A 24,315-nucleotide genomic window follows, 5' to 3' on the forward strand; every position below is an offset into this window, starting at 1 on the left:
ATTTTTCTATGTCTGCACGCTTCTTCTTTTTTGGAATTCTATGAATTAGTCTCTATAATGAGTAATGACGCTTACATAGACATGCATACAGGAGGAATAAAGATGAATGCAATAGAGCAACGCAAGCTGGAGCTACTGCAATGCCTGACCCAACCTACGCTGGACCGGGAGACGGTGGATGACTTCTGGAATGACCGCCTGGCTGAAAATGAAGAGCATCCGCTGGAGATCACCGTGACCCCTGAACCGGTGCCTTATCCCGGTATGAAGGTCAGCAAGGTCAGCTACATGGGGTATGCAGAGACGATGATCCATGCCTGGTATATTCAGCCTGCTTCAGATACGGGGGGGACGGACGGCCTGCCGTGCATTGTCACCTTTCCCGGCTACACCGGAGACCGGGGATATCCTGAACGGTACGCTCATTTCGTGCTGCTAGGATACGCAGTACTGGCCGTAGATGTGCGGGGACAGCTTGGCGAGACCGGCAATCTGCTGCCGCATGAGCACGGAGTGACCAAAGGCTGGATTACCCAGGGGCTGCTGGACAAGGAGCAGTCTTATTACATGGCGCTTGCTATAGACACCGTCCGGGCCATAGAGACCGCTGCCCAGCTTCCGGGCGTGGATGCTGCGCGCATTGCCATTACCGGAGCCAGCCAGGGCGGAGGGATTGCCCTTCTCGCTGGTGCGCTAAGCAGCCGCGTTGCCGCTGTGGCCGCAGATATTCCTAATCTGTGCCGGCTGGACTTCGGTGTATTGAATTCAACCAGCTCGCTCACCGAGATTGCTGATTATCTGAAGCGTTATCCTGAGCATCTGGATCGTGCACTGGAGAATCTGGCTTATTTCGATATTGTGAATCTGGCCCACCGGTTCACGGTGCCTGTAATGATGTCCGCCGGATGGAAGGATACGGTCTGTATGCCGGAGGCTATATATGCCGCGTATAACCGCATCGAATCCCCTAAGCAGATGAGGGATTATCCGTTTTCGGGGCATGAGGTGAATGAATTTCAGCGCAGGGAGACGGTACTCTTTTTCCAGGAGCATCTGGGCTCCCGGTAGAGCCGTTCAGCCGTTAAGCTGATTAATTGTTCTTGAATCGTGTGAAAATGATAGTAGAGCCGTTGGCTGAGGCCAAGGGAAGGCAGTCTAATCTCAGGGAGGAATGACGGATGGACGAACCTGCGGACAAGCTTCCGGCAGCCTTATTGGTGGAGAACTTCGGGTATGACAAGAAAAATGAAGAGCTGGTGAAGAAGAGCTTCTGGAGCAAAACCAGAAAATTCGCCGGTAAAATCCCGTTCACCAGAGAAGCGGTCGCGATGTACTATTGTGCGCTTGATGCCAAGACTCCGCTATGGGCCAAAGGCATTGCTTTCGGCGCACTGGCGTATTTCATTTCACCGGTTGATGCCATTCCCGATGCCCTAATCGGACTGGGGTTCACGGATGATGCGGCTGTCATCGCGGCCGGAATTAAGGCCATTGCCGGTCAGGTAAAGGAAGAGCACAAGCAGAAGGCGGAGGAGTTCTTCAAGGATTCTTAGATACGATGATGATGATATAGAGATGGGGTGCAGCGGGGCTGCATCCCTGTTCTGTGTCTCCCTGCTATACCTCGGCATCTGCGGTCCGGCTGTCTGCGGATTGCTGCTTCGCCTGGTATTCAATGCCCCAATCCCGCATCAGCCGGATGATCGGGATCAGCGTGCGGCCGAATTCGGTCAATGAGTATTCGACCTTCGGCGGAACCTGATGATAGACCTCGCGGTGCACGACCCCGTCCTCCTCCAGCTCGCGGAGCTGCAGGGTCAGCATACGCTGGGTGATGCCGGGGCAGATCCGGCGGAATTCATTGAACCGGACCGGGGCATCCATCATATGGTACAGCAGAACGCCCTTCCATTTGCCGCCGATGACATCAAGCGTGAATTCAACAGGACAAGCATGGGCCTGGCCGTCTGGGCATTCGCCGAAGCCGCCTTTGCGGTTGCGCATAAGATACACGCTCCTTAGTATCATTCTGTATACTACATCACAATAATGTGCGTACTTCTCAATGTGTTGTATATCCATTACTATAAGCATGAGAGCAGGATAACGTCAATTCCTTACCATGTTTTGGGCTAAAGGAACACAGAAAGGGAGTATAAATAATGGATACTATCAGTACATCGAGCACAGCAACAGGCATTACCAAAGAAAATATTCTGGCCGCTTTTCAATACAGACATGCCACCAAAGAGTTCGACAGCAGCCGGAAAATCAGCGCAGAGGACTTCAGCTTGATTCTGGAGACGGGACGCCTGTCCCCCAGCTCCTTCGGCTTTGAGCCCTGGAAATTCGTAGTGCTTCAGAGTCCGGAGATCCGCGAAAAGCTGCTGCCCCATGCCTGGGGCGCCCAGAAGCAGCTGCCGACGGCAAGCCATTTCGTGCTGGTTCTGGCCAGACAGCCTGGTGATATGGCTGCAGGCTCTGAGTACATCAATAGTATAATGCAGGACGTGCAGAACCTGCCGACTGAGATTGCCGCAGGTAAGCGGCAGGTCTATGATACGTTTCTGAAATCCGATTTCGGGATGGAGGGGAATGAGCGGGCGATGTTCGAGTGGGGGGCCCGTCAGACTTATCTGTCCTTAGGCAATATGATGACCGCTGCCGCAATGATCGGCATTGATTCCTGCCCGATTGAAGGCTTCGACAAGGCGAAGACTGAACAGATTCTGGCGGCTGAGGGCATCATGAACCCTGAACATTTCGGATTGGCCTGTATGGTCGCCTTCGGCTACCGTACCGGTGAGCCGCGTCCCAAAACCCGGCGGACCTCTGATCAAGTGGTGGAATGGGTCTGAGATGCACGAACAGCAAATGAAAAAACGGATGCAGCCTCCGGGCGTCATCCGTTTCTTTTTTGAAAGTACATAGAAGAGTCGAAAAAGCATTGAAAATTTGCTGAAAATAGTGCTACGCTTAGGAGGTCGTAAATCAAGCTTGAAGGGATTCCTGCACAAATGAAAATCATCCGTATTATCGCTGAAGTCTGCCTGCTCTATGTGTTCTTCCTGGCTGGAGATTATCTGCAGCGTGTGCTACATCTGCCGGTTCCGGGCAGCATCGTCGGACTGCTCCTGCTCTTCGTGCTGCTGCTGCTCAAGATTGTTCCAGTGAAGCTGATCGAGAACGGCTCGACCTTCATTCTGGCTTATCTGCCCATGTTCTTCATCCCGGCCACTGCCGGCATAATGAACCACCTCGATATCTTCAGCGGAAGAGGGCTGCTCCTGATCGGCATTCTTGTGGTCAGCAGCGTGCTGACTATGGTGGTCACCGCCCATTCCAGCCAGTGGATTGCCAGCCTCAGCTCTATCCGGTTTACTCGCCGGACATACCGTGCCCGCACCGTGCAAGGGAAGGGGAAGGAAGCATGAGAATTCTGCTGGCCGTAGGCTTCGTGCTGATGAACGTAGTGATCTATCTGGTGATGTCCATGCTGTACAGACGTTACCGTCTTCCAGTCCTCCTGCCCGCGCTGACCGCAACCTTTACAGTGGTTGTGCTGCTTATGGGCTTCCATATTCCATATGAGACTTATATGATCGGCGGCGACTGGATTAACCGGCTGCTTGGCCCGGCAGTCGTATCGCTGGCATATCCATTATATAAGCAACGCCATGTGCTGTGGAAGAACCTCCCTGCTGTATTAGGCGGAACGGTCACCGGGCTGCTCGTCGGCATGTTCAGCGGCCTGCTGATGGCATCTGCACTCGGCTTCTCCAAGCTGTATGTGTTGTCTATTCTGCCGAAGTCCATTACTACCGCTGTAGCGATTCAGATCTCCAGCAATCTGGGCGGAGACGCCTCGCTAACCTCGGTCTTCGTGATGATTGCCGGATTCACCGGAGCGATTGGCGGGCCATATATCATCAAGCTGTTCCGTATCCGCGGAGAGTCAGGCATCGGCATTGGCCTCGGTACAGCCTCTCATGCGCTCGGCACCGCGAAGGCGCTGGAATACGGCGAGCAGTCCGTGTCTATGAGCTCTGTGGCAATGACCGTCTGCGCCATTGTCGGCTCGGTCTGCGGACCGCTCGCCGCCTGGATCATGTACCATTAAGCCTGTGCAGCCGCTCCTCAGCCGTTCACGCGCAGACGGATCACATTCCAGGAGGCTGCCGGCAGCTGGGCACTGACCCGTCCGCCGTCTGCGGCAGCCGTTCCCCGGTTATGCGGCAGCACGGTTGCCGGATTGGACCGGGTGTTGGCCGCCTGCAGATCTTCATGCTCCAGCACCGTATGCTGGATGACCTCCACTGCACCGAAGCTGCGCAGATCGACAGCCAGCTCCATGCCTTCCTTCAGATGGCGGTTCACTGCGAACACCGTCACTTCGTTCTGCTCCTCATTATAGACGCTGACAGCCTCCAGATAAGGAACATCGGTGAAATCCCGCGAATCATATTTCGGGCTGGTAATCAGCGGGTGAAGCACTGTTCCCCGGCCATACACAGAGGCGTGCATATACGGATAATAGGTGGTCTGCAGCCACAGCGGGCCGCCGTTCTCCGTCATAATCGGCGCAATGACATTGATGAGCTGGGCGATACAGGCCATTTTGACCCTGTCGGCATGCTTCAGAAGACTGATCAGACAGCAGCCGACCACCAGCGCATCCTCCAGCGTATAGACATCCTCGAATTCAGGCGGTGCAATCTGCCAGTGCTGCTCTGCACGGCTGGACCCCTGCGATTTCCACACATTCCACTCATCCAGCGACAGATAAATCTTTTTCTTGCTTTTCTTCTTGGCCTTGATATAATCACATACTGCTGCTACGCTGTCGATGAACTGATCCATGTCGAGCGACTGGGCCAGGAAATTCGGAGTATCTCCGTCGTTATTGTTATAGTAGGTATGCAGGGATAGGAAGTCCACATTCTCGTAGGTGAGATCCAGGACTGTAGCTTCCCATTCGGCAAATGTACTCATATTGCTGCCTGAGCTGCCGCAGGCCACGAGCTCCAGGGAAGGATCGACCCAACGCATCGCTTTGGCGGTCTCGTTCGCGAGCCGGCCGTATTCGACGGCGGTCTTGGCCCCAATCTGCCACGGGCCGTCCATTTCATTGCCGAGACACCACGTACGGAAATTATGCGGGGTCTGATAACCATGCGAGATGCGCAGATCGCTCCAGTACGAGCCGGAAGGGTGGTTGCAGTATTCCACCAGGTTCCTGGCGGCATCGATGCCGCGCGTGCCCAGGTTGACGGCCATCATGACCTCGGCACCGGCCAGCTTAGCCCAGTCGGCGAATTCATTCGTGCCTACCTGGTTCGTCTCTGTCGTCCACCACGCGAGTTCAAGAGAGCGCTTCCGCTGTTCCTTGGGGCCAACGCCGTCCTCCCAGTTATAGCCGGAAACGAAGTTGCCTCCAGGATAACGGATAATCGGCACCCGCAGCGCCTTGATAGCCTCAAGCGCATCGCTGCGGAAGCCATTCTCATCGGCGGTCGGGTGTCCCGGCTCATATATGCCACCGTACACAGCCCGTCCCAGATGTTCAATGAACGATCCGTATAATCTCGGGTCCACCTCAGCCAGCTTGAAGTCCTTATCGACAATCATTTTGGATTGAATGCTCATAGTAGGAAGCTCCTTTGTGTAAGATTAAGGTAATGGTTAATTGATTAAGCTTGTTTATGGTTACATGATACGGATTACGTGATATGCTAGGCAATAACTAATTTCAGGATTAATGAAATAACTAATTCAAAGAGCGCGGAGGACAGGTCATGTATTTAACAACAGATTCCGAATCGCTGAAGGTCTACGAAGCACTTGCCAGTGAAGTAAGGCTGCGGATTATCGATCTGCTCAGTGTCCAGGAGATGCACATCAAGGAGATCGCTGCCAGGCTGTATCTCAGCAGCGCCATTGTCAGCTCGCATGTAGCCAAGCTGCAGAAGGCAGGCATCGTCAGCTCCCAGATGAAGCGGATCGACGGGGGGACGTATAAATTTTGCTCACTTTCTGCTAATTTCCTGCAGGTTAAATTATCCGGCGCCAACTCGATTGCCCGCAAAGTAGTGGAGGTCTCCGTCCCGGTAGGCCATTACACGGACCTTGAGGCTTCTCCGACCTGCGGCATCGCCACCACGGAGAGAATGATCGGGTATTATGATGACCCGCGTTATTTTCTGGATCCGCAGCGGGTGGATGCCGGCATTCTCTGGTTCGCCAAAGGCTATGCGGAGTACAAGGTGCCTAATTATCTGTTCCTGGACCAGAAGGTGCAGGAGATTGAGATCTCGATGGAGATCGGCTCGGAAGCCCCGAGTGTGAACGAGAAATGGCCTTCGGACATCGCTTTTGCGATGAACGGTATCCCGCTCGGCAAGTGGACAAGCCCCGGTGACTTCGGGGTCATGCGGGGCCGGCTGACCCCGGCCTGGTGGAGACCGGATGTGAACCAGTATGGCCTGCTGAAGGTGCTGCGGATTAATGCGGGCGGGACTTATATCGACGGCCAGCAGATTTCGGCAGTAACCATCGATGAAGTAGGCTGGCAGCAGGACCAGTGGAGCTTCCGGTTCACCGCGGAAGACAGCACCCGAAGGCGGGGCGGCTTAACCCTGTTCGGCCGCGGCTTCGGCAATTACGATCAGGATATTGTCGTCCGCGTGTATTACGAGTAATTTGATGGGGCGCTCCGGTTCGTGTCCCGCTCTGGCGTAAATGGCATGTTTGCAAAAGGGGGCTGCGGGTAACTATAACTAAGTAATCCAAAACGTGCACACTTGCATAACAAGGAGGAGTTCACATGCCGGAGCATACCCATGATGAAGCAGACATCCGCAACCGGGAGAACAAAGACGGCGATTCCCTCGCGGAACGCAAAAAAATGGAGAACGGTGTAGATATCGAACCGGAAGCCGATGACTGGGAGGCCAAGCCGGCCGACACCGCCCATCCTGACCCGCTTCCGAAGAATTAGCAAGGTTAGCGGCGGAGTGGCGGCTTGAAGCTGCCGGGGATAGCGTAGGGGCTGAGTGTATTGTGCTCAGCCCCTTCACGCGCTACCCCGCATCTGTACTAGTAGAGCCTCAACTTTAAAAAAACTGTAAGAATGAACCCTGCTCCTACATTCAAGTAAGTGACTGTATTTCCTGCAATAGAAAATGGATTATTGACCTTAAAATGAGATTCTATTGTATTTCATGCCTGGGGGCAGCGGATTACTTTTGACTAGCGGATGTTTCGCTCATATGATCCCGTAATAACCATCAGCCCTAAGAGGCATACTAGCCCAAAAAGCAAAATAAATGGGGCTGGAGGCGGGAACGACTACAATGACACCATTACTTGTACAGAACAGTTATAGCGCGCTGGCCGAGGTTAGCCCCTATCTGTTCTATTTCACCATCTACTCGTTTTTGGGCTGGGTAATCGAGGGCAGCTACAATCTGCACAGCGTGGGAACCTTTCGCAAGGAAGGCTTCCTGAAAGGTCCGTTTAAGCCGATGTACGGCTGCGCGCCGCTGCTGCTGCTTGCGTTGCATGATCTGGCGGTTCCCTTGCCGGTATTTCTGCTGCTGGCCCTGATCATTCCGTCGGCGGTGGAATTTGTCAGCGGCTGGCTGCTGAAAGGATTGTTTCGCAGACAGTGGTGGGACTATTCAGGAATGCCTTATCAGCTCTGCGGGCATATTTGTCTGAAATTCTCGCTCTATTGGTGGGGGCTGTCCATAGCCTGCATTTATGCTTTGCAGCCGCTGGTCCATCTGCTGTACCTGGGCGTTCAGCAGATATGGCTGCCTATTCTTCCCGGGGTTCTGCTGCTCTTCGCGGCCGATCTGCTATGGACCTGCCGGACCCGGCGCCGCGGTCTGATGTCTGGTGAGAATAAAGTTATAGACTGAGAAGCCTGATTTAATGGGGATTATAAAATTGAGAACAGCGGTGGACTAAGATTTGATCATAAAGTCTTAGACTACCGCTGTTGTCATTGCCAACATGTGAATAACGCTTAATTAAAATCAGTCCGGAAACTGATGTCCTTGTTCGCTTCCAATTGTTCATGCAATTGAATCAGCTTTTCGGATGCTCTCCGGTAAGCATCACTTCCCAAGAACAATTGGACCGGGGGATGAGGCGATTCCGCCAGATCGATCAATACCTCTGCCGCTCTTTCAGGATCGCCAAGCTGCTTGCCGTCAGCCGCTACGAACTGGTTGTGCCCGGAGTGAATTTCGCTATAATCCTCAATTTTATTGGCAGACAGAACCAGTGAATCGGCCTTGTTGAACTGGGTTCTGAATCCCCCGGGTGCTACTGCCGTAACTTTGATCCCCAGAGACATCACATCCTGAGCAAGCACCTCGGTCAATCCCATTAGCGAGAACTTCGTGGCCGCATACACACTCCAGCCCATATGGGGAGCGAAGCCGGCAATTGAAGCAATATTGAAGATATGTCCTGAACGCGCCTTACGCATATAGGGCAGTACACTCTGAATGACGTGAACCGGACCAAATACATTGACTTCAAAGTTGGCCATAATTTCCTCCTGCGACAACTCCTCAATCGCACCGCCGATGCCATAGCCTGCATTGTTAACGGCCACATCTATTCGCCCGAACTGCTCATACGTCTTGTTCACGGATGTCTGAACCGAAGCCGCTTGGGTCAGGTCAACCGCGAGCGGCAGGAATTGTCCTTCGGGCACCTTACCCACAGCTTGCTTTAAATCCTCTATGTTACGTGAAGTTGCAGCAACTCTATAACCGCGCTTGACCAGTTTTCTGACCAAGGCTAATCCCAGTCCTTTCGAAGCACCGGTCACATACCATACTTTAGTTTGTTGCATATTTTTCCCTCCCATGGATAATCGTTATTCCGTAAAATAGGCTATGGCTACAGGTCTGCCGGAACAAACCCATTATGTTCCTCCCAGGCTGAATTCCGTTAGAATATTACTTCCACATTCTTGCCTATTCTTCTCACTCGCTTAACAAACACGGTTTAAGAATTTATTATGATTAACAGGGAACACAATAACGGGAGGGATGCACATGCTGGATGAAGCTCAAAAAACATACTTAAAACAGTTGGAGCTTGCGCAGCTCGTTGAGAAGTTCTCCGGTGCAGATGGCGACCACGCTACCCTGATCCCGTCATTGCATCTGGTCCGCGATTCTCACTCCGAGGTTCCGGTATGCAGAATTCAAAAACCTTCGCTATGCATTGTAGCTCAAGGCGAAAAGGTTATCATGCTCGCAGATGAGCGTTACCAATACGGGGTATCCGACTACCTGGCGGTGTCGCTGGATGTACCAATAACCGGCCGGGCTATTCAGTCCTTACCTGAACATCCTTACTTGGCAGTTCGCCTGGATCTAGAGGCTTCTCAAATCTTTCAGATCATGAAGGAGACGGAATTACTTCCCGGCAGCACCAATAGATATCACAGAGGGCTATTCGTAGGTAAAATGAATAATGCCCTCCTTGATGCAGCCGTCAGACTCGTAGGCCTGTTAGAGACGCCGAAGGACATTCCGGCACTTGCGCCCCTCGTCATTCGTGAGATTATCTACAGACTCCTTTGCGATGATCAAGGGGATGTGTTCAAGCAGATTGCCATGGCTGGAAGCAACTACGCCTCCATTGCCGAGGTGGTCGAGCGGATCAAGAGGGATTACAACCAGCCGCTGCGCATCGGAGAATTAGCTGAACTGGCGAGCATGAGCCCTTCCTCGTTATATCGTCACTTTAAAGAAGTAACCGCCATGACTCCGGTACAGTATCAGAAGCAGATCCGCCTGCAGGAAGCGCGCCGCCGCCTGTTAACCGAATCTAGCCATGTGGCAGATATCGCGTTCGAGGTAGGCTATGAGAGCCCCTCCCAATTCAGCCGGGAATATACGCGTCTGTTCGGCTTCTCTCCGGTAAGTGATATCAAGCGGTTCATTTAAGCAGCATCGGCCAGTCCGTTATGGACAGGGGTAGAGAAACATATATATTGAATATCCTTAATTGATATTAGGAGGAAGCTTCATGCCAATGTCTGAGTATTACCGGGAGCTGCGCGCAGTGACGGGCAACGGGCTGTTAATGATGCCGTCGGTGGCTGCCGTTGTAAGGGATGAACAGGGAAGCATCCTGCTGATCCGCAAGAAAGATGAGACTGCATGGGGCTTGCCGGCAGGAGCCATCGAACCGGAGGAGACGCCATCCAGAGCACTGCGCAGGGAAGTGTTTGAAGAGACAGGACTCATGGTGACACCTGAGCAGGTCATCGGCGTATTCGGCGGCTGGAAATACCGGCATGAATACAGTAACGGGGATCAGGTGGAGTACACCGTTATCGTATTCGAGTGCAGTATTGTCAAAGGACAGCTTAGAAGTATGGACGGAGAGGCGGAGGAGCTAAAGTTCTTCAAGGAAGATGAGCTGCCAGAGCTAACTATGCCGTATCCGAAGAAGCTGTTTACGTTGCAGGCAGATGCTTCACGGAAAGCAATGTTCGATTAGAAGATATAAGATAGTAAGAAGTATTAAATGAGCGATAAGAGGGAGCAGGTACATTTGCGTAATGAGGTTATGAAAGCCACGCTGATAAAATCCAGACTAATAAAATCCAGACTGATCTACTCCGGCATGGTATTGCTGGTCATTGTGCTGGGCCTCGGGACGAGAGCATACGGCAATGAGCTGCCGGCATTCGTCAGCGCTCACTTCGGTGACGCGCTGTGGGCAGGGATGATCTATCTTGGCTGCCGCGCGCTGTTCACCCGGCATCCGCTGTGGCTGTCGCTTCTGTTAAGCCTGGGCTTCAGCTTCGGCATTGAGATTAGCCAGCTCTATCAGGCCGATTGGATTGTACAGATTCGTGCAACGACCATCGGCGGACTGGTCCTGGGCCAGGGGTTCCTCTGGGTGGACCTCATCCGTTATACAGCCGGTGTTCTATTCTGCTATGCTGTGGATCAAATCTTACAAAATTGATTCTGGAATAGACTGGAGGAACAATATATATTAAGTGAGGCAAGCCCGGTATGTCACTAACTGGAATGAGACTGCCGGACATTGGCCGAACGCTGCCTGATCTGGAGATGAACAACTGTAAATGACAAACAGTCTATGGATCGTATGCCTGCTGACCCTGATCATTCACACCTCAGAGACATTATCGTATTCCGTACGGTTTGCCGGAGTGAAGCTGAACAAAATTGCCATTGCCTTATCCCTGACCGGTATCATCGTGCTGGTCTCCAGAACCGCCAATATGGTCCAAGCGCCATTGACGGCCAAATTCGTAGATTACGCTAAATTTGACGACAGCTTCCCGCTGCTCAACTATCTGCGGATTATTATGCTGGCCTCATCTCTGGGAACGCTGATTGCCATCGCCTTGTTTCCCACCTTCGTGGGACTGTTCTCCAGAGTCATCGCCAAGCTGGAGATTCAAGGCTCCATTCCGAAGCTTCTGACCAGTGTAACCGTCAGCCAGCTCAAAAATACGCGCAAGTATATCCGTCTGCCGAGGTTGGGACTGAGCGGCTTCCGCTACCTGGGGATACCTAAGCGGTTCATTATTATGAACATCTTCGTGACGGCCTTCTACACGGTTGGTGTATTATCCTCGATGTATGCAGCCAAGCTGCTGCCTGAGTTCAGCACCACCGCTTCCCAGGCATCCGGGCTGATCAACGGAATCGCCACGATTCTGCTGACCGTATTCATCGATCCCCAGCTCGGAATCATCACCCACAAGGCTACGGAGAATGTGGAATACCGGGATCAGCTCGGCAAAATCTATGTTCTGCTGATGTTCTCGCGCTTCCTCGGCTCACTGCTCGGTCAGGTTCTGCTTGTGCCGGGAGCTTATATCATCTGCTCGCTGGTGAAGCTGATCTGACCTCCAGGGGGCGTCACTTCGGAAGCTTCAGCTCTGCGGCACGCAGAGCGGTGCTGATCTGCTGCTCCCAGCTGTATAACTGCCCGGCCATGGCCCGAAGCTCAACCATCCGGTTATAGGACTGCTTCATGGCAGTTGCCGCCTTGGCGGCATCCCCAGCCTGAACCCCAGCCTTATAACGTTTATCAGCGCCGCTTCTCTCCGCTTGCGCAGCAGAGAACAGCTTGTTCTGCGCGGCAATCTGCTTCTTGAGCTGTGCGATAGGGGCGAGAGCATTCTTAGCCGGCTTGTTCTTTGCTGCGGCCTCAGCTTTGGCTGCTGCGAGTGCTGAAGCTGCACTCTTCACTTCAGCCCGTGCTGCCGCTGCCGCTGGCTTAAGCTTATTCCGCTTAATCTCAAGCACGGTAACACTCTTCAGGTTATTGGCCTTACGGGCTGCGGTTATCTGCTTGCCGAGGGCATTGTACTGCTCCAGAAGCGGACCGTGCTTCTTCTGCACCGCTTCTACCGTGGCCTTAAGCTTGGCGATTTGAACTGCGTTTGTCGCTTGCAGTTGCTTATTGACGGCGGCAAGCGCTGCGCTGTTCTGCTTGTGGAGTGTCTGATTGCGCTGAAGATCCGACTTCAGCGAGGTCTGGAGTGAGGTGTAATCCGCATACAGATTATGAATCTCATCCAGCGCGGCGTCCCACTCCGACGCAGCCAAGACTCTGGTGCCCGGGGCGCACCACAAGGACAGCAGTACCAATACAACCACAATCCTCTTCAGAGATGCCCCCGTGAAGCCTATCAACTCTCCCCATCCTGTGCATTCTTTACCTGTCCATTCCTTCAATATGAACACTCCCGCTTCAACTCCCATGATCGTAAATTTACAATAGACACAAAGAAGCACCTCCAAGAAAGGCATGAATGCCTGTCCTGCGAGGTGCTTCTCCCGCTTACTGCGTGTGTTATTGTTCATTCACTATAACGCTGAATTCATGGGTAGTCAAGGAAAAAATAAGAACTCCAGTTCCTGTGTTGGGTGATATTTGAAAATGTATGCGGAAAACAGTATAGAATGTGCTCGCGAAAGGCGCTCAGGGTGAATGTAATCGATAAACCGACCACATTGGCAGCTACGGAGGCGTATGGGCCAAATGTAATCGAAAAACCGGCCACATTGGCAGCTACGGAGGCGTATGAATCAAATGTAATCGAAAAACCGACCACATTGGCAGCTACGGAGGCGTATAAATCAAATGTAATCGAAAAACCGGCCACATCGGCAGCTACGGAGGCGTATGGACCAAATGTAATCGAAAAACCGACCACATCAAACAGCCGCAGGTTTGTGTTATGTTTCTTTGGATTTGGTCTATAAATCTAGTAGAATAAGTCTATGGTTTACAGTATTGTATAAGATTCGACATCCAGTAACTCATAAGGATAGGGGATGCCAGATGCAGCTTAGACATGTGAGAATCAAAGGGACAGGCAAATACTTGCCGGAGCGTATAGTTAGCGATACAGAGCTTGATGGAATTCTTGGCACGCCGCCGGGCTGGGTTCAGAAAATAACCGGTGTGGGCACCCGTCATTATGCCGGCGAAGGGGAGACCGCATCTATCATGGGTGCAAGGGCGGCGGAAGCAGCGCTTGCTGATGCCGGCTTAAGCTTTGAGGATATCGATTGTCTGGTCTGCACCAGCGGGACCAAGGAGCAGCCGCTTCCAAGCACCGCTGTCTTCATTCAGCAGGCTATGGGACAGGCGGACTCGGGAGTTCCGGCTTTTGATGTGGATGCGACTTGCCTCAGTTTCCTTGTCGGGCTTGATCTCATGTCTTACATGGTGGAAGCGGGAAGATATAAGAATGTCCTGCTGGTCGCCACGGAGATTGCTTCGGTGGGGCTCAACTGGAAGGACAAAGAGAGCTCGGCGCTGTTCGGAGACGGGGCGGCTGCTGTGGTGATCGGCCCTGCGGAGGAGGGAGCTTCTTCACGCATCCTCCACGCTTCCCTCAAAACCTACAGCAGCGGAGCGCGTTACTCGGAGATTGCCGGGGGCGGAACCAGACTGCATCCCCAGAAGTATACGGCAGAGAACGCGCTGCCTTATCTGTTCCATATGGACGGACAGGCGATCTTCCGCAAAGCCTCCAAGCTGCTGCCGGATTTCATCGATCAAATGCTGAGCGCAACAGGGAACCGGATGGATGATTTCACACTGGTAATCCCCCATCAGGGAAGTGCCATGGCCATGCGGCTTCTGCGCAAAAAGCTGGGTATTGCCGAGGACCGGTTCCTCGACAATACCGCCGGCCATGGCAATACCATTGCGGCATCGATACCGATGGGCCTGCATGAAGCCATCCGGCAGGGCCGGATCACGCGCGGGGACCGGATCATGCTGATCGGTACAGCGGCCGGATTGTCTCTGGGAGGCATGATTATTGATTACTGAGCCCCGGAACATTCTGATTACCGGGGGACGTGCCCCGGTGGCGCTGGAGCTGGCCCGGCTGTTCAAGGCTGCAGGCCACCGCGTCTACGCCGCCGAGAGCGCCGTGTATCATCTCTGCCGGGTATCCTCCGCTGTTACGGCCAGCTTCCGGGTGCCTTCGCCGCGGCATCAGCCACAGGCTTACGTTCAGCGGCTGGCGGCACTTGCAGCAGAACTTGGGATTGACCTCCTGGTTCCAACCTGCGAGGAAATCTTCTATATTGCTGCGGGACTTGATCAATTCACCGGCTGCCGGGTACTGGCACCGGAGCGCCGCGTGCTGGCAGGGCTGCACCATAAGGGAGAATTCATTGCCATGGCCCGCTCCTTCGGACTGGCTGTCCCGGATACAGAGCTGTTAAGCAGCGCCAGCGAGTGGCAGCGTGCGGTGGAGCGGGCAGCAGCGGACGGCAGGCAGCAGGTCTATAAGCCTGCTTACTCACGGTTTGCCTCCCAGGTCATACTGCCGGGGATGGCGGCTACTCCACCTGCGGGGATATCAGCCGCTTCCCCCTGGGTGTCCCAGGAATATATCCGTGGCACAGCCCTGTGTACCTATAGCGTTGTGTATGAAGGTACAGTGGTGGCCCATGCAGCTTACGGCAGCAGGTACCGGACCGGCCGCAGCGGGGCAAGCGTATATTTTGCGCCGCTTGAGCATCCGGAGGCTCTGGAATGGGTCCGGCGGTTCAGCGGGGCTTCCGGCTTCAGCGGGCAGATCAGCTTCGATTTCATTGAGGCAGATAACGGTACGCTGTACCCCATCGAATGCAATCCGCGCGCGACCAGCGGTATTCATCTGTTCAGCCCGGAGGACGGGCTGACGGATGCTCTGCTGAGTCCCGGCCGGCTTGCTCAGAGCGGAGAGCTGGTGCGTCCGCGTTCGTCCCGTACAGCCATGCTGACCCTGCCCATGCTGGGCTGCGGGCTGAAGCCGGGACAAGGCGGCCGGCGCGACTGGGGGCAGGCCTGGCTTGGCGCTGCAGATGTGATCTGGCGCAAGGGTGACCTTCTTCCTGTTCTGGAACAGTTGCTGGTGGTGTACGCCGCGATCAGGACGGCAAGGAAGCACCGTATTTCGCTTACAGAAGCGCTGACTGAAGATATAGAATGGAATGGTGAAGCATGACCAGAGCACTGGTAACCGGCGCGACCGGATTTCTTGGACGTCATACCGCGCGGAGGCTGGCCCGGATGGGGTGGGAGGTCTATGCGCAGGGCCGCAATGCAGAGGCGGGTCGGCAGCTGGAGCAGGAAGGCTCCGTATTCCTCCCCGGCGATCTTCGTAATCCTGAACAGGCAAGGAGCTTCTGTCGGGGAATGGATGTGGTGTTCCACTGCGCAGCCTTGTCATCACCATGGGGGGAATACAGGGACTTCTACACATCCAACGTGGACGCTACGAGGCATCTTGTGGAAGGGTGCAGGCAGCACGGCGTGGGGCGGCTGATTCATATCTCCACGCCCAGCCTGTATTCCACCCGCAAGGAACGCTTCGCCATCCGGGAGACTGACCCGCTTCCCGGCCGGCCCGCCAATGCGTATGCGGCAACGAAGCTCATTGCTGAGCGGGTGGTTGGGGAGGCCGCACAAGAAGGACTTACCGCCTTCATGCTCCGTCCCCGGGCGATCTTCGGCCCGCTGGACAATGCCTTATTCCCCCGGCTGCTGGCAGCCAATGATAGCAAGGGAGTGCCGCTGATGAACGGCGGCAGAGCCATCATTGACCTTACCTGTGTAGACAATGTAATAGATGCCATGCTGCTCTGCTGGGAGGCTCCGCTCACAGCGGCAGGGAGAGCTTACAATATCACCAACGGGGAGCCGCTTATGTTCAAGGAACTGGTCACACGGCTGTTCTCCCTGCTGGAGCTTCCGCTGCGCACCCGAAACCTGCCCTATGCGGCAGCCGATGCGCTGGCAGCGGTGATGGAAGGCATCCACCGGATGCTGCCGGTCCTGGGCGAGCCGCTGCTCACCCGCTATTCGGCGGCTGCGCTCGGCGTATCCCAGACGCTGGACATCTCGCTTGCCCGGGAGCAGCTAGGCTATCAACCGCGGGTAACAACAGACGAAGGGCTCCGCGCCTTCGCAGAATGGTGGAGGGAACAGCAATGATTACAGAGATTCCGGTAGAGTTATCCATCCTCTCAGCAGGGTATTGCCTGCATCCCGAGCGTCTGACGCTGCGGGGAGGCTCGCTGAAGCCGGTGGCCTTCCCCGCAGGCTATGCCCTGATCCGGCACCCGGAGCACGGGCCGATCCTGTTCGATACCGGCTACAGCGCACGCTTCTTCGAGGAGACCGCCAGCCTGCCGGCCTCGCTCTACCGCAGGATTACCCCGGTGGTGTTCAAGGAGGAAGAGAGCGCAGTGCGGCGGCTCCGGGAGGGCGGCATTGCCCCGGAGGAGGTCCGTTACGTGGTGCTGTCGCACTTCCATGCCGACCATATCGGCGGGGTGCGGGATTTCCCGCAGGCACAGTTCATTTATCTGCAGAAGTCCTATGATGCTGTGAGCGGACTGGGACCAGTCCGGGCCACGAAGGCTGGCTTCCTGCCGGGCCTGCTACCAGGGGATTTCACCCGCCGCTCCCTGCCTGTGGATGAAGCTTCACCCAAGCGTCCGCTTCCGGAAGGGCTGCCGTTCACGGAGGCATATGATCTGCTGGGGGACGGCAGTCTGCTGGCGGTAGAGCTGTCGGGTCATGCCGCCGGTATGATCGGACTATTCGTGTCTACCACAGAGCATGATTACCTGCTCTGCGCCGATACGGTCTGGTCCAGCCGGGCGTTCCGGGAGAACCGCAGGCCGCATCCGGCGGCGGGGATCATTATGTCCAGCCGTGCAGAATACCGGCTTAATTTCGAGCGGCTGCGCCGGATTCATGAACAGCATCCGGCATTGCGGATTGTGCCCAGCCATTGCCGGGAGGCACTGGCGCACTGGGGGACGGGGCGTGTGAAATGAGGCGGATCCGGCAGATTATTACCCATTATGTGCTCACCCGGTGGGGCAGGCGCTGGAAGAACCGGGCTGCACTGGAGCAGTGGCAGGAGAAGCGCATCCGAGGGCACATAGATAAGGTACGGCAGCGGTCGGAATTTTACAGGGAGCTGTGGGGAGAGATTCCGTCCCGGGACTGGCGAAGCTTCCCCATCATAGATAAGTCCCGGATGATGGAGAATTTTGATCAGCTCAATACGGCAGGCATTACGAAGGAGCAGGCCTTCGCCGAGGCTTATGCAGCAGAGAACAGCAGGAACTTCAAGCCCACGCTGCATGGTGTCACTGTCGGGTTGTCTTCGGGAACCTCCGGTAACCGGGGGATATTTCTGGTCGGAGAAGAAGAGCAGGCAGCCTGGACGGGGACTGTGCTGGCAAAGCTCCTCCCGGGCGGACTGTGGCAGCGGGCGAGAATCGCCTTCTTCCTGCGGGCCAACAGTAATCTGTATGAATCGGTGAAGCAGGGACGGCTGCAATTCCGGTATTTCGATCTGCTGGAGCCGCTTCCGCAGCTGCTGGCCCGCATGAATGAGTATCAGCCGGATATCTGGATTGCCCCGCCGTCCATGCTGCGAATGCTCGCTGAGGCGCATCAATCAGGCACGCTGAATCTGCGGCCCCGCAGAATGATAGCGGTCGCAGAGGTACTGGACCCGCTCGACCGGCAGCAGATTGAGCAGACCTTCGGGCAGAAGGTGCACCAGGCCTATCAGTGCACAGAGGGCTTCCTCGGTGCGACCTGCAGCCATGGGACGCTGCATCTGAATGAAGACATTGTACATATTGACAAAGAGCCGCTGGATGAAGCATCGCGCCGGTTTGTACCGGTTATAACCGACTTCTCCAGAACGGTGCAGCCGATCATCCGCTACCGGCTGAATGATATTCTGACAGAAGCGGCGGAGCCGTGTCCGTGCGGTTCGCTGTTTACCGCCATTGAACGGATCGAAGGCCGCTGCGATGACATTCTGTATCTGCCCCACACGGCAGACGGCACGCGGATCCCGGTATTTCCCGATTTTATTACCCGGGCAGTGCTGGCGGCTTCCGCTGACATTGAGCACTACAGGGCCATCCAGCATAGCCCGGAGGAGCTGGAGATCTCCTACTGCACCCGGACCGGCACTGACAATGTTACGGAGCAGCAGATAACCAGGGAACTGGAGCGATTGTTCACCAGGCTGTCCTGTACACCCCCGCAGTTAAGCTTCACCGCGTACAGCTTCGTGCCGGGCAGCCGGAAGCTGCGCCGGGTAGAGAGGGGCTGGAAGCTATGAACAGCAGAGTAGCACAGTATGACCGTGATTCCCTCGCCCGGCTGAAATGGCCGGATACCCCATATGGGCGATATGCCCGGGAGTATCTTACACCTTTGATGGAGCGCGGGTCGCAACCTTTTATAGCCAATGTGAGTACTACTGTTAAGGTATTAACCATTGACGGGGTGCCGGTTCCCATTACCATCAACGACACGGAATACGACAATTCCTATGTGTGCTCACCCTACACCCACTATGTCAGCTATGCGAGCGAAGAACTGGCCCTGCTGAATAACCGGCTGATAGAAGGCGGATTATCGCTTCTGCTGAGAGGAGTAGGCCGGCTCTTGAGGCGTGGACAGTTCAACCGGGTGGTTCAGGTCAACAACTGGCTGCTGTCCACCAATCTCTATCCTCCCTTAAGCGGCGAGCAGTTGACGGTAATTATGGATTTCCTTCGGCGGACGTATCCCGGGTATACCCTGATCTGCCGTTCCCTAAGCCGCGAGACATCGGGAGAGCTGATGGACCGCCTGATCAGCTACGGCTGTAAGCCCGTTCCCAGCCGGCAGATCTACCTGCTGAAGCCGAACAGCTCCGGCTCGAAAGCCAGATGGCTGCTCAAGCGTGACATGGGTCTAATAGCGAAGCATGGCTACACCGAGGTGAGCCCGGATGCGATTACCCCGGAGGATATCCCCCGGATCGTGGAGCTGTACAAGCTGCTGTACATCGATAAATATTCTGCTCATAATCCGCAGTTTACTGAAGCCTTCATTGCGCTTGCCCTGACTCAGGGAACCTTACAGGTGTATGGATTGCGTAAGGAGGGGAGGCTGGATGCGGTGCTTGGCTTCTATGAGCGGGAAGGGGCAATGACAGCGCCTCTGTTCGGGTATGACACAGGATTGCCGCAGTCTGTAGGACTGTACCGGATGCTGTCCGCTGTCCTGATCGGGCTGGCCGGAAGCAGAGGGCTTCTGCTGCATGAGAGCTCCGGGGTCGGTCAATTCAAGCGGAACCGGGGGGCAGCGGGCGCGACCGAATTTTCGGCGGTGTATGACCGGGGGACTTCTCTGCTGAACCGCTGCGGCTGGTCCTTCCTGGAGCTGTTGCTCCGGCGCATCGGGATGCCGCTGATTCAGAAGCTGAAGCTGTAGGCTGGTGCAATAAAAGTTAGTGAGGAGGCGGAAAATGAATGTAGCTAACCGTATCACTTTGTTCAGGATAATACTGATTCCTTTGTTCATTGCGCTGTTTCCCATTTATCCGGAAGCGTGGGTCAGCCATTCCTCAATCCTTGCGTATCTGGAGGGGCAGGGAAATTGCTGGACCCCTTGGCAGACAAGCTGCTTGTTGCCGCCGCGTTGATTCTGATGGTGAGTCTGCAGATGATCCCGTCCTGGATTGCTTTTTTGATATTGGCGAGGGAAGTGATCATGATGGGTGTCCGTATGGCTGCTTCTGCGCAAAGGCTAGCTTTGGCAGCCGACCGGTACGGAAAGTGGAAAATGGTGCTGCAAGTGGTTGCTATCTCTGCTATTCTTTTGAATAATGCCCCTTTCAGCCTGTTCACTTCTTTCCCGGTTGACTTAACTCTGATGTATGCTGCGTTAGTTCTAACTGTATACTCAGGCTACAATTACATTAAGAATAATTATAAGCTGCTGCATTTGGATGATCATTCGTCACACCGTTAAAGAAGGAGGTGCGCCATGAACTCTAATTCAAGCCAGCCCAAGGGACATGAGCCAGTCGCACTTATCACCGGTACCTCCAGCGGCTTCGGGCTGTTGACCGCACTTACATTGGCACGGCTAGGCTATAAGATCGTTGCGACGATGCGTGATCTGGAGCGCAGGGATGAACTTATTCAGCAGGCTGAACAGGCTGGTGTGCTGGAGCGTATGCACCTGCTGGCCCTGGATGTCACAGATGAAGCCTCAGTCGCAGCGGCCGTTCAAGCGACTCTTGAGCTTACCGGCAGGATTGATGTGCTGGTGAACAACGCCGGCTTGGCCGTAGGCGGCTTCGTGGAGGAAGTGGACATGGAGGCCTGGCGCCGGCAGATGGAGACCAACTTCTTCGGCCTGATTGCCGTCACGAAGGCTGTGCTTCCTGTCATGCGGGCACAGAGAAGCGGTCTAATTATTAATGTGAGCAGTGTCAGCGGCCTGACCGGCTTCCCCGGGTATGCTCCCTATGCTGCCTCCAAGTTCGCGGTGGAGGGCTTCAGCGAGAGTCTGCGCCAGGAGATGCTGTCATATGGTGTGCGGGTAGTGATCGTTGAACCGGGCTCCTTCCGCACGCCGATCTGGAGCAAGGGCATTGCCGGTATCCATAACCCTGAAGGGTCTCCCTACCGGGCCAGGCTGGAAGAGGTGCTGCGCTATTCGCGCCGCTCGGCTGAGACGGCCCCCGATCCGCAGCAGGTGGCTGATCTGATTGGGCGGATTACCGCGAAGCGGGCTCCAAGGCTGCGGTATCCAGTAGGCAAAGGCTCGCGGATGCTGATGATCGGCAAGGCCCTGCTTCCCTGGAAGGTGCTGGAGGGCATTATCTCAAGATCACTGCGGGCAATGAAGTGAGCGTAGTGCTGTCCGGTATTGCGCCAGAATTAGAGACAAGACATGAACAGGAGGTATGCTTTTGCCGGGAACGGTTGGATTACATATATGTTTCGATGAACAAGGCCGGGAGATTGAGGTGCTCGATGTGACCCGGGTCGCCAAGGACACCTACCGGATCGAGGAGACGCCGATTTTTAACCCCGGAATAGCGCTTGGTGACATTATCAGAGTGAGCGAGCGTGAGGGGATTGCTTATTACGTTGAAACGGTGAAAAAATCCGGGCTCGTCCGGTATGCCTGGCTGCTCAGCAAAGAGGCGGCGGCTTCCGAAGAGATCCGCAGCTTCACGAAGCGGGTTACAGAGCATGGCGGCAGATGGGAGCAGATCTTCGGCGGACTGCTGGTAATTCATCTGCCGAAGTACTCGTCGGTGAATGTGGAGCTGGAGATGGCGCGGATTATTGAGCATTTTGAAGGCTAATATATGAATCTGAGGTGAAGGAAATGAAAAAATTCTTGAAGCAGTGGGTGCCGAGTATTGCCATAGGCATTATTCTGTCTTTATTTATCCGAACCTACGTGGCGGAAGCGATGCGGGTGCCTACGAATTCGATGGTCCCGACCATAGAAGTGAACGACCGTCTCGTCGTGGACAAAATGCTCTGGAACTCCTCGCTGAAGCACGGAGACCTCGTGGTGTTCCATCCGCCGGTTGCCGAAGATGCGCATAAGCGTTATGTCAAGCGGCTGATCGGTCTGCCGGGAGACGTCATTGAGATCAAGGACGGTACACTGTATCGTAACCAGGAAGCAGTCGCTGAGCCGTACCTGCAGGAGAAGATGACTTATACCTTCGGGCCGGTCACCGTTCCGGCAGACCATTATTTTTTCCTGGGCGATAACCGCAATGTAAGTTATGACGGCCACCTATGGGAGACTCCATTCGTAGATAAGAATGCGCTGATCGGCAAAGTACTATTCGATGTGAACCAGCTGTTCTAAAGCGGGTAGTCTACCACCACAACGTTCTCCAAGATTCCGTCCAGCATGGACACGAACTTCTGGTGGGCCGGATGCGGCCCGTAGGCACGCAGGGCTTCCTGATTCTCAAAGGTCACGCGGAGCCCCAGCGTATAGCCGTGGACATTCTCCTGCTCCTCGGTCACATTAACGCCTGCTGTAAGGTCAATGATGCCAGGGATTTGCTTTTTCAGCGCCAGCAGTGCTTGTACCAGATCCTGCTCCCGGCTTGGTTCATATTGCTCATTGAAGCGGAAGACGACGAGATGCTCATACATATTGGATCAGATCCTCCTTAAAAAAGTGTTAGGTTGCATTAGCGATTATACTACAAATAGGAAGGCGGGAGGAAAACATGATGACCGGAAGTTCTATAGCGATCACCGACCGGATCAAAACTCCTAAGCCCGGCAAAGCCTTGATAGGTATGTTAATTCCGCTTATTTTCCTCTCATTGTCCCCCATCCCCGGCCCGGATCGGCATTTCTATTTATACTACTTCAGGCTGGTATGGATTGGAGTCAGCATCGCAGCCTGCCTCTTAATCCTCGTGAATGCGCTGCGGAAGGAAAATCAGCTTCAGTGGGGGACAGATTCGCTTATTATTCGCAAAAATCGTATCTCTGCGTCAGAGATCAAGGCCATTTGCATAGATGGTCCATTAGTAGGAATATTGCCAGCAGGCAAACGGATTGTCCCGGTTCCTCTCAGCTTCAGGTTCACAGAAGACCCGGCAGCGGCGATGAAGAGGCTGATAATCTGGGCGGAAGAGAACGGGATCACGCTAAAATACAAGAAATTTGTCAGATGGCTCTGAACAGAATTTGGAAAGGCGTCTTAAGGCAGGGATTCTCTGGAACTAGATTGCACGCAGTTTGTGACTTTCACCGGATTGTGGCCTGGCGGGTCTGTTGAATATGATCAAGTGGAGCATAACGGAATATTCCTATAAACTAAAGGGGTGCTGAAACTTGAAGGTACATGTCACAGATCTGAAGCACGGCGATTGTCTTATGGCAGACACTTTCAACGGTGTAGGGCTGCACGTTCTCCCCAAGGGGACACAGGTGCAGCGGGAAGAGATCAGTATCCTGATCCGGCACAAAATCGATTACGTGGATATCGAGCCGCGCAGCAGGCAGCATACAGATGCTGAACCGGAGCCTAGCCACGGGCTGCATGATGATTTTGACGTGGCGATTCTGAATTATGAGGCTATTTTTCTGGAGGCGCTCACGAAGGGCAGCTTCACCCGGTCTGCTGTGGATGACACGCTGAAGCCGCTTCTGGACACCTTGGCCGGACAAAAGGACGTCGTCTCCCTGCTCCTTCTGCTGGACCGGGATGACATCGATACATATCACCACTCTCTACAGGTGGGCTTATTATCCTATTATATTGCTGCGTGGATGGGCTACTCGAAGGAGGAGCGTTACCAGATCAGCCGTGCGGGCTACCTGCATGACATCGGCAAAAGCCGCGTGCCCCTGTCCATTCTCAACAAGCAGGGACTGCTGACGGAAGCCGAGACGGAGGAGCTGGCACGCCACACGTCCTACGGCTATGATCTGATCCGCGGCTCCGGGCTGGATGAGGTTACAGCACTTGTAGCCCTTCAGCACCATGAATATGAGGACGGCACAGGGTATCCGAAGCAGCTGCACAAGCAGGATATTCATCCTTATGCGCAGATCGTTTCGGTCGCCAATATCTATATGTCGCTTACGACTTCTACCCCGAACCGCCCCAAGCAAGGGCTGGTCACCGTGCTGCGCAAGGTGCATGAGATGGGGTTCGGCAAGCTGAACGAGCGGGTGGTTCAGGCGCTTACCGGACATCTGCTGCCAAGCTTCGTGGGCAAGAATGTCCAGCTGAGTAACGGCGAAGTGGGCCAGATTATCATGAACAATCCGCTGGATCTGTTCAAGCCGCTCGTCAAAGTCGGCGAGGGCTTCAGGGATTTGTCGCGCGAACGCAGCTTGTCTATTGAAGAGGTTTTGAATTAAGAGATGGCCGAAAGAAGCAGTGTACGGAAACGGCCAGACTGTCCCCAGC

General features: G+C 54.6%; 29 protein-coding genes. 24 read left to right on the forward strand and 5 right to left on the reverse strand.

Annotated elements, in window-relative coordinates:
• Nucleotides 1-102: 102 nt before the first annotated feature.
• Together K1558_RS01470 and K1558_RS01475 are read left to right on the forward strand one after the other, a co-directional pair.
• Nucleotides 103-1,068 carry an acetylxylan esterase gene (locus K1558_RS01470; RefSeq protein ID WP_238649596.1) on the forward strand — a complete coding sequence of 322 codons (966 nt, stop codon included), beginning with the start codon at nucleotides 103-105 and terminating at the stop codon, nucleotides 1,066-1,068.
• A gap of 110 nt (nucleotides 1,069-1,178) precedes the next feature.
• On the forward strand, nucleotides 1,179-1,553 hold the full coding sequence (locus tag K1558_RS01475; protein ID WP_238649597.1) for a YkvA family protein: 375 nt from the start codon (nucleotides 1,179-1,181) through the stop codon (nucleotides 1,551-1,553).
• A gap of 64 nt (nucleotides 1,554-1,617) precedes the next feature.
• Here the strand turns inward: K1558_RS01475 and K1558_RS01480 are convergent, their stop codons facing one another.
• Nucleotides 1,618-2,004 (reverse strand): winged helix-turn-helix transcriptional regulator, encoded by a 387-nt coding sequence (locus K1558_RS01480; protein ID WP_238649598.1) that lies wholly within the window; start codon nucleotides 2,002-2,004, stop codon nucleotides 1,618-1,620.
• A gap of 158 nt (nucleotides 2,005-2,162) precedes the next feature.
• On the opposite strand from K1558_RS01480, the gene K1558_RS01485 reads away from it, so the two are divergent.
• The 3 genes from K1558_RS01485 (at nucleotide 2,163) to K1558_RS01495 (ending at nucleotide 4,120) form a co-directional block, all read left to right on the forward strand.
• A complete protein-coding gene (locus tag K1558_RS01485; protein WP_238649599.1) occupies nucleotides 2,163-2,858 on the forward strand; it encodes an NAD(P)H-dependent oxidoreductase in 696 nt (231 codons plus the stop codon).
• A 159-nt stretch (nucleotides 2,859-3,017) separates the two neighbouring features.
• Nucleotides 3,018-3,434: a CidA/LrgA family protein gene (locus tag K1558_RS01490; RefSeq protein ID WP_238649600.1), complete on the forward strand. Its 417-nt coding sequence runs from the start codon at nucleotides 3,018-3,020 to the stop codon at nucleotides 3,432-3,434.
• Nucleotides 3,431-4,120 (forward strand): LrgB family protein, encoded by a 690-nt coding sequence (locus K1558_RS01495; protein ID WP_238649601.1) that lies wholly within the window; start codon nucleotides 3,431-3,433, stop codon nucleotides 4,118-4,120. Before K1558_RS01490 ends, K1558_RS01495 begins: the two co-directional genes overlap by 4 nt.
• A 17-nt stretch (nucleotides 4,121-4,137) precedes the next feature.
• Here K1558_RS01495 and arfA read toward each other — a convergent pair whose 3' ends face one another.
• Nucleotides 4,138-5,646 (reverse strand): arabinosylfuranosidase ArfA, encoded by a 1,509-nt coding sequence (gene arfA / locus K1558_RS01500; protein ID WP_238649602.1) that lies wholly within the window; start codon nucleotides 5,644-5,646, stop codon nucleotides 4,138-4,140.
• Nucleotides 5,647-5,795: 149 nt separating this feature from the next.
• Between arfA and K1558_RS01505 the strand changes: the two genes are divergently transcribed.
• From K1558_RS01505 to K1558_RS01515, 3 genes are all read left to right on the forward strand, one after another.
• Complete coding sequence (locus K1558_RS01505) at nucleotides 5,796-6,698, forward strand: ArsR/SmtB family transcription factor (RefSeq protein ID WP_238649603.1); 903 nt, start codon at nucleotides 5,796-5,798, stop codon at nucleotides 6,696-6,698.
• Nucleotides 6,699-6,823: 125 nt separating this feature from the next.
• Entirely contained in the window at nucleotides 6,824-6,997 is a 174-nt protein-coding gene (locus K1558_RS01510; RefSeq protein WP_238649604.1) for a hypothetical protein, read from the forward strand.
• Nucleotides 6,998-7,352: 355 nt separating this feature from the next.
• The gene (locus K1558_RS01515) at nucleotides 7,353-7,922 is read left to right on the forward strand and encodes a putative ABC transporter permease (protein WP_238649605.1); all 570 of its coding nucleotides are present in this window, start codon (nucleotides 7,353-7,355) and stop codon (nucleotides 7,920-7,922) included.
• Nucleotides 7,923-8,029: 107 nt separating this feature from the next.
• On the opposite strand, the gene K1558_RS01520 is transcribed toward K1558_RS01515, so the two are convergent.
• Nucleotides 8,030-8,869 carry an SDR family NAD(P)-dependent oxidoreductase gene (locus tag K1558_RS01520; protein ID WP_238649606.1) on the reverse strand — a complete coding sequence of 280 codons (840 nt, stop codon included), beginning with the start codon at nucleotides 8,867-8,869 and terminating at the stop codon, nucleotides 8,030-8,032.
• A gap of 199 nt (nucleotides 8,870-9,068) precedes the next feature.
• Between K1558_RS01520 and K1558_RS01525 the strand changes: the two genes are divergently transcribed.
• From K1558_RS01525 to K1558_RS01540, 4 genes are all read left to right on the forward strand, one after another.
• Entirely contained in the window at nucleotides 9,069-9,974 is a 906-nt protein-coding gene (locus K1558_RS01525) for an AraC family transcriptional regulator (RefSeq protein ID WP_420800390.1), read from the forward strand.
• An 82-nt stretch (nucleotides 9,975-10,056) separates the two neighbouring features.
• Nucleotides 10,057-10,533, forward strand: coding sequence for an NUDIX domain-containing protein (locus tag K1558_RS01530; RefSeq protein WP_238649608.1), 477 nt, complete (start codon nucleotides 10,057-10,059; stop codon nucleotides 10,531-10,533).
• Between the two features lie 27 nt (nucleotides 10,534-10,560).
• A complete protein-coding gene (locus K1558_RS01535; protein ID WP_420800391.1) occupies nucleotides 10,561-11,007 on the forward strand; it encodes a ribosomal maturation YjgA family protein in 447 nt (148 codons plus the stop codon).
• A gap of 121 nt (nucleotides 11,008-11,128) precedes the next feature.
• Nucleotides 11,129-11,920 carry a lipid II flippase Amj family protein gene (locus tag K1558_RS01540; protein ID WP_238649609.1) on the forward strand — a complete coding sequence of 264 codons (792 nt, stop codon included), beginning with the start codon at nucleotides 11,129-11,131 and terminating at the stop codon, nucleotides 11,918-11,920.
• Nucleotides 11,921-11,933: 13 nt separating this feature from the next.
• Here the strand turns inward: K1558_RS01540 and K1558_RS01545 are convergent, their stop codons facing one another.
• Nucleotides 11,934-12,755, reverse strand: coding sequence for a hypothetical protein (locus tag K1558_RS01545; protein WP_238649610.1), 822 nt, complete (start codon nucleotides 12,753-12,755; stop codon nucleotides 11,934-11,936).
• A gap of 610 nt (nucleotides 12,756-13,365) precedes the next feature.
• Between K1558_RS01545 and K1558_RS01550 the strand changes: the two genes are divergently transcribed.
• The 10 genes from K1558_RS01550 to lepB all read left to right on the forward strand — a co-directional run bounded on the left by K1558_RS01550 (nucleotide 13,366) and on the right by lepB (nucleotide 22,242).
• The gene (locus K1558_RS01550) at nucleotides 13,366-14,367 is read left to right on the forward strand and encodes a beta-ketoacyl-ACP synthase III (protein WP_238649611.1); all 1,002 of its coding nucleotides are present in this window, start codon (nucleotides 13,366-13,368) and stop codon (nucleotides 14,365-14,367) included.
• Complete coding sequence (locus tag K1558_RS01555) at nucleotides 14,357-15,535, forward strand: ATP-grasp domain-containing protein (RefSeq protein WP_238649612.1); 1,179 nt, start codon at nucleotides 14,357-14,359, stop codon at nucleotides 15,533-15,535. Before K1558_RS01550 ends, K1558_RS01555 begins: the two co-directional genes overlap by 11 nt.
• On the forward strand, nucleotides 15,532-16,524 hold the full coding sequence (locus K1558_RS01560; RefSeq protein ID WP_238649613.1) for an NAD-dependent epimerase/dehydratase family protein: 993 nt from the start codon (nucleotides 15,532-15,534) through the stop codon (nucleotides 16,522-16,524). The genes K1558_RS01555 and K1558_RS01560 overlap by 4 nt, the downstream gene beginning before the upstream one ends.
• Complete coding sequence (locus tag K1558_RS01565; RefSeq protein ID WP_238649614.1) at nucleotides 16,521-17,375, forward strand: MBL fold metallo-hydrolase; 855 nt, start codon at nucleotides 16,521-16,523, stop codon at nucleotides 17,373-17,375. The genes K1558_RS01560 and K1558_RS01565 overlap by 4 nt, the downstream gene beginning before the upstream one ends.
• On the forward strand, nucleotides 17,372-18,688 hold the full coding sequence (locus K1558_RS01570) for a F390 synthetase-related protein (RefSeq protein WP_238649615.1): 1,317 nt from the start codon (nucleotides 17,372-17,374) through the stop codon (nucleotides 18,686-18,688). Before K1558_RS01565 ends, K1558_RS01570 begins: the two co-directional genes overlap by 4 nt.
• Nucleotides 18,685-19,830 carry a GNAT family N-acetyltransferase gene (locus K1558_RS01575; protein WP_238649616.1) on the forward strand — a complete coding sequence of 382 codons (1,146 nt, stop codon included), beginning with the start codon at nucleotides 18,685-18,687 and terminating at the stop codon, nucleotides 19,828-19,830. The genes K1558_RS01570 and K1558_RS01575 overlap by 4 nt, the downstream gene beginning before the upstream one ends.
• Nucleotides 19,831-19,995: 165 nt before the next feature.
• Nucleotides 19,996-20,370 carry a CDP-alcohol phosphatidyltransferase family protein gene (locus tag K1558_RS01580; protein ID WP_338019663.1) on the forward strand — a complete coding sequence of 125 codons (375 nt, stop codon included), beginning with the start codon at nucleotides 19,996-19,998 and terminating at the stop codon, nucleotides 20,368-20,370.
• 15 nt (nucleotides 20,371-20,385) lie between these two features.
• Nucleotides 20,386-21,258 carry an SDR family oxidoreductase gene (locus tag K1558_RS01585; protein ID WP_238649617.1) on the forward strand — a complete coding sequence of 291 codons (873 nt, stop codon included), beginning with the start codon at nucleotides 20,386-20,388 and terminating at the stop codon, nucleotides 21,256-21,258.
• 61 nt (nucleotides 21,259-21,319) lie between these two features.
• Nucleotides 21,320-21,721 carry a DUF4265 domain-containing protein gene (locus tag K1558_RS01590; RefSeq protein WP_238649618.1) on the forward strand — a complete coding sequence of 134 codons (402 nt, stop codon included), beginning with the start codon at nucleotides 21,320-21,322 and terminating at the stop codon, nucleotides 21,719-21,721.
• Nucleotides 21,722-21,744: 23 nt separating this feature from the next.
• Nucleotides 21,745-22,242 (forward strand): signal peptidase I, encoded by a 498-nt coding sequence (lepB, locus tag K1558_RS01595; RefSeq protein ID WP_238649619.1) that lies wholly within the window; start codon nucleotides 21,745-21,747, stop codon nucleotides 22,240-22,242.
• On the opposite strand, the gene K1558_RS01600 is transcribed toward lepB, so the two are convergent.
• Nucleotides 22,239-22,538 carry a Dabb family protein gene (locus tag K1558_RS01600; RefSeq protein WP_238649620.1) on the reverse strand — a complete coding sequence of 100 codons (300 nt, stop codon included), beginning with the start codon at nucleotides 22,536-22,538 and terminating at the stop codon, nucleotides 22,239-22,241. The two genes, lepB and K1558_RS01600, sit on opposite strands and share 4 nt — an antisense overlap.
• 77 nt (nucleotides 22,539-22,615) lie before the next feature.
• Between K1558_RS01600 and K1558_RS01605 the strand changes: the two genes are divergently transcribed.
• Together K1558_RS01605 and K1558_RS01610 are read left to right on the forward strand one after the other, a co-directional pair.
• The gene (locus K1558_RS01605; protein WP_238649621.1) at nucleotides 22,616-23,077 is read left to right on the forward strand and encodes a hypothetical protein; all 462 of its coding nucleotides are present in this window, start codon (nucleotides 22,616-22,618) and stop codon (nucleotides 23,075-23,077) included.
• Between the two features lie 154 nt (nucleotides 23,078-23,231).
• Nucleotides 23,232-24,266, forward strand: coding sequence for an HD-GYP domain-containing protein (locus K1558_RS01610; RefSeq protein ID WP_238649622.1), 1,035 nt, complete (start codon nucleotides 23,232-23,234; stop codon nucleotides 24,264-24,266).
• The last annotated feature ends 49 nt before the right edge of the window (nucleotides 24,267-24,315 follow it).

This window comes from Paenibacillus piscarius (genome assembly GCF_022234545.1).
GTDB classification, from domain to species: Bacteria; Bacillota; Bacilli; order Paenibacillales; family Paenibacillaceae; genus Paenibacillus_AQ; species Paenibacillus_AQ piscarius.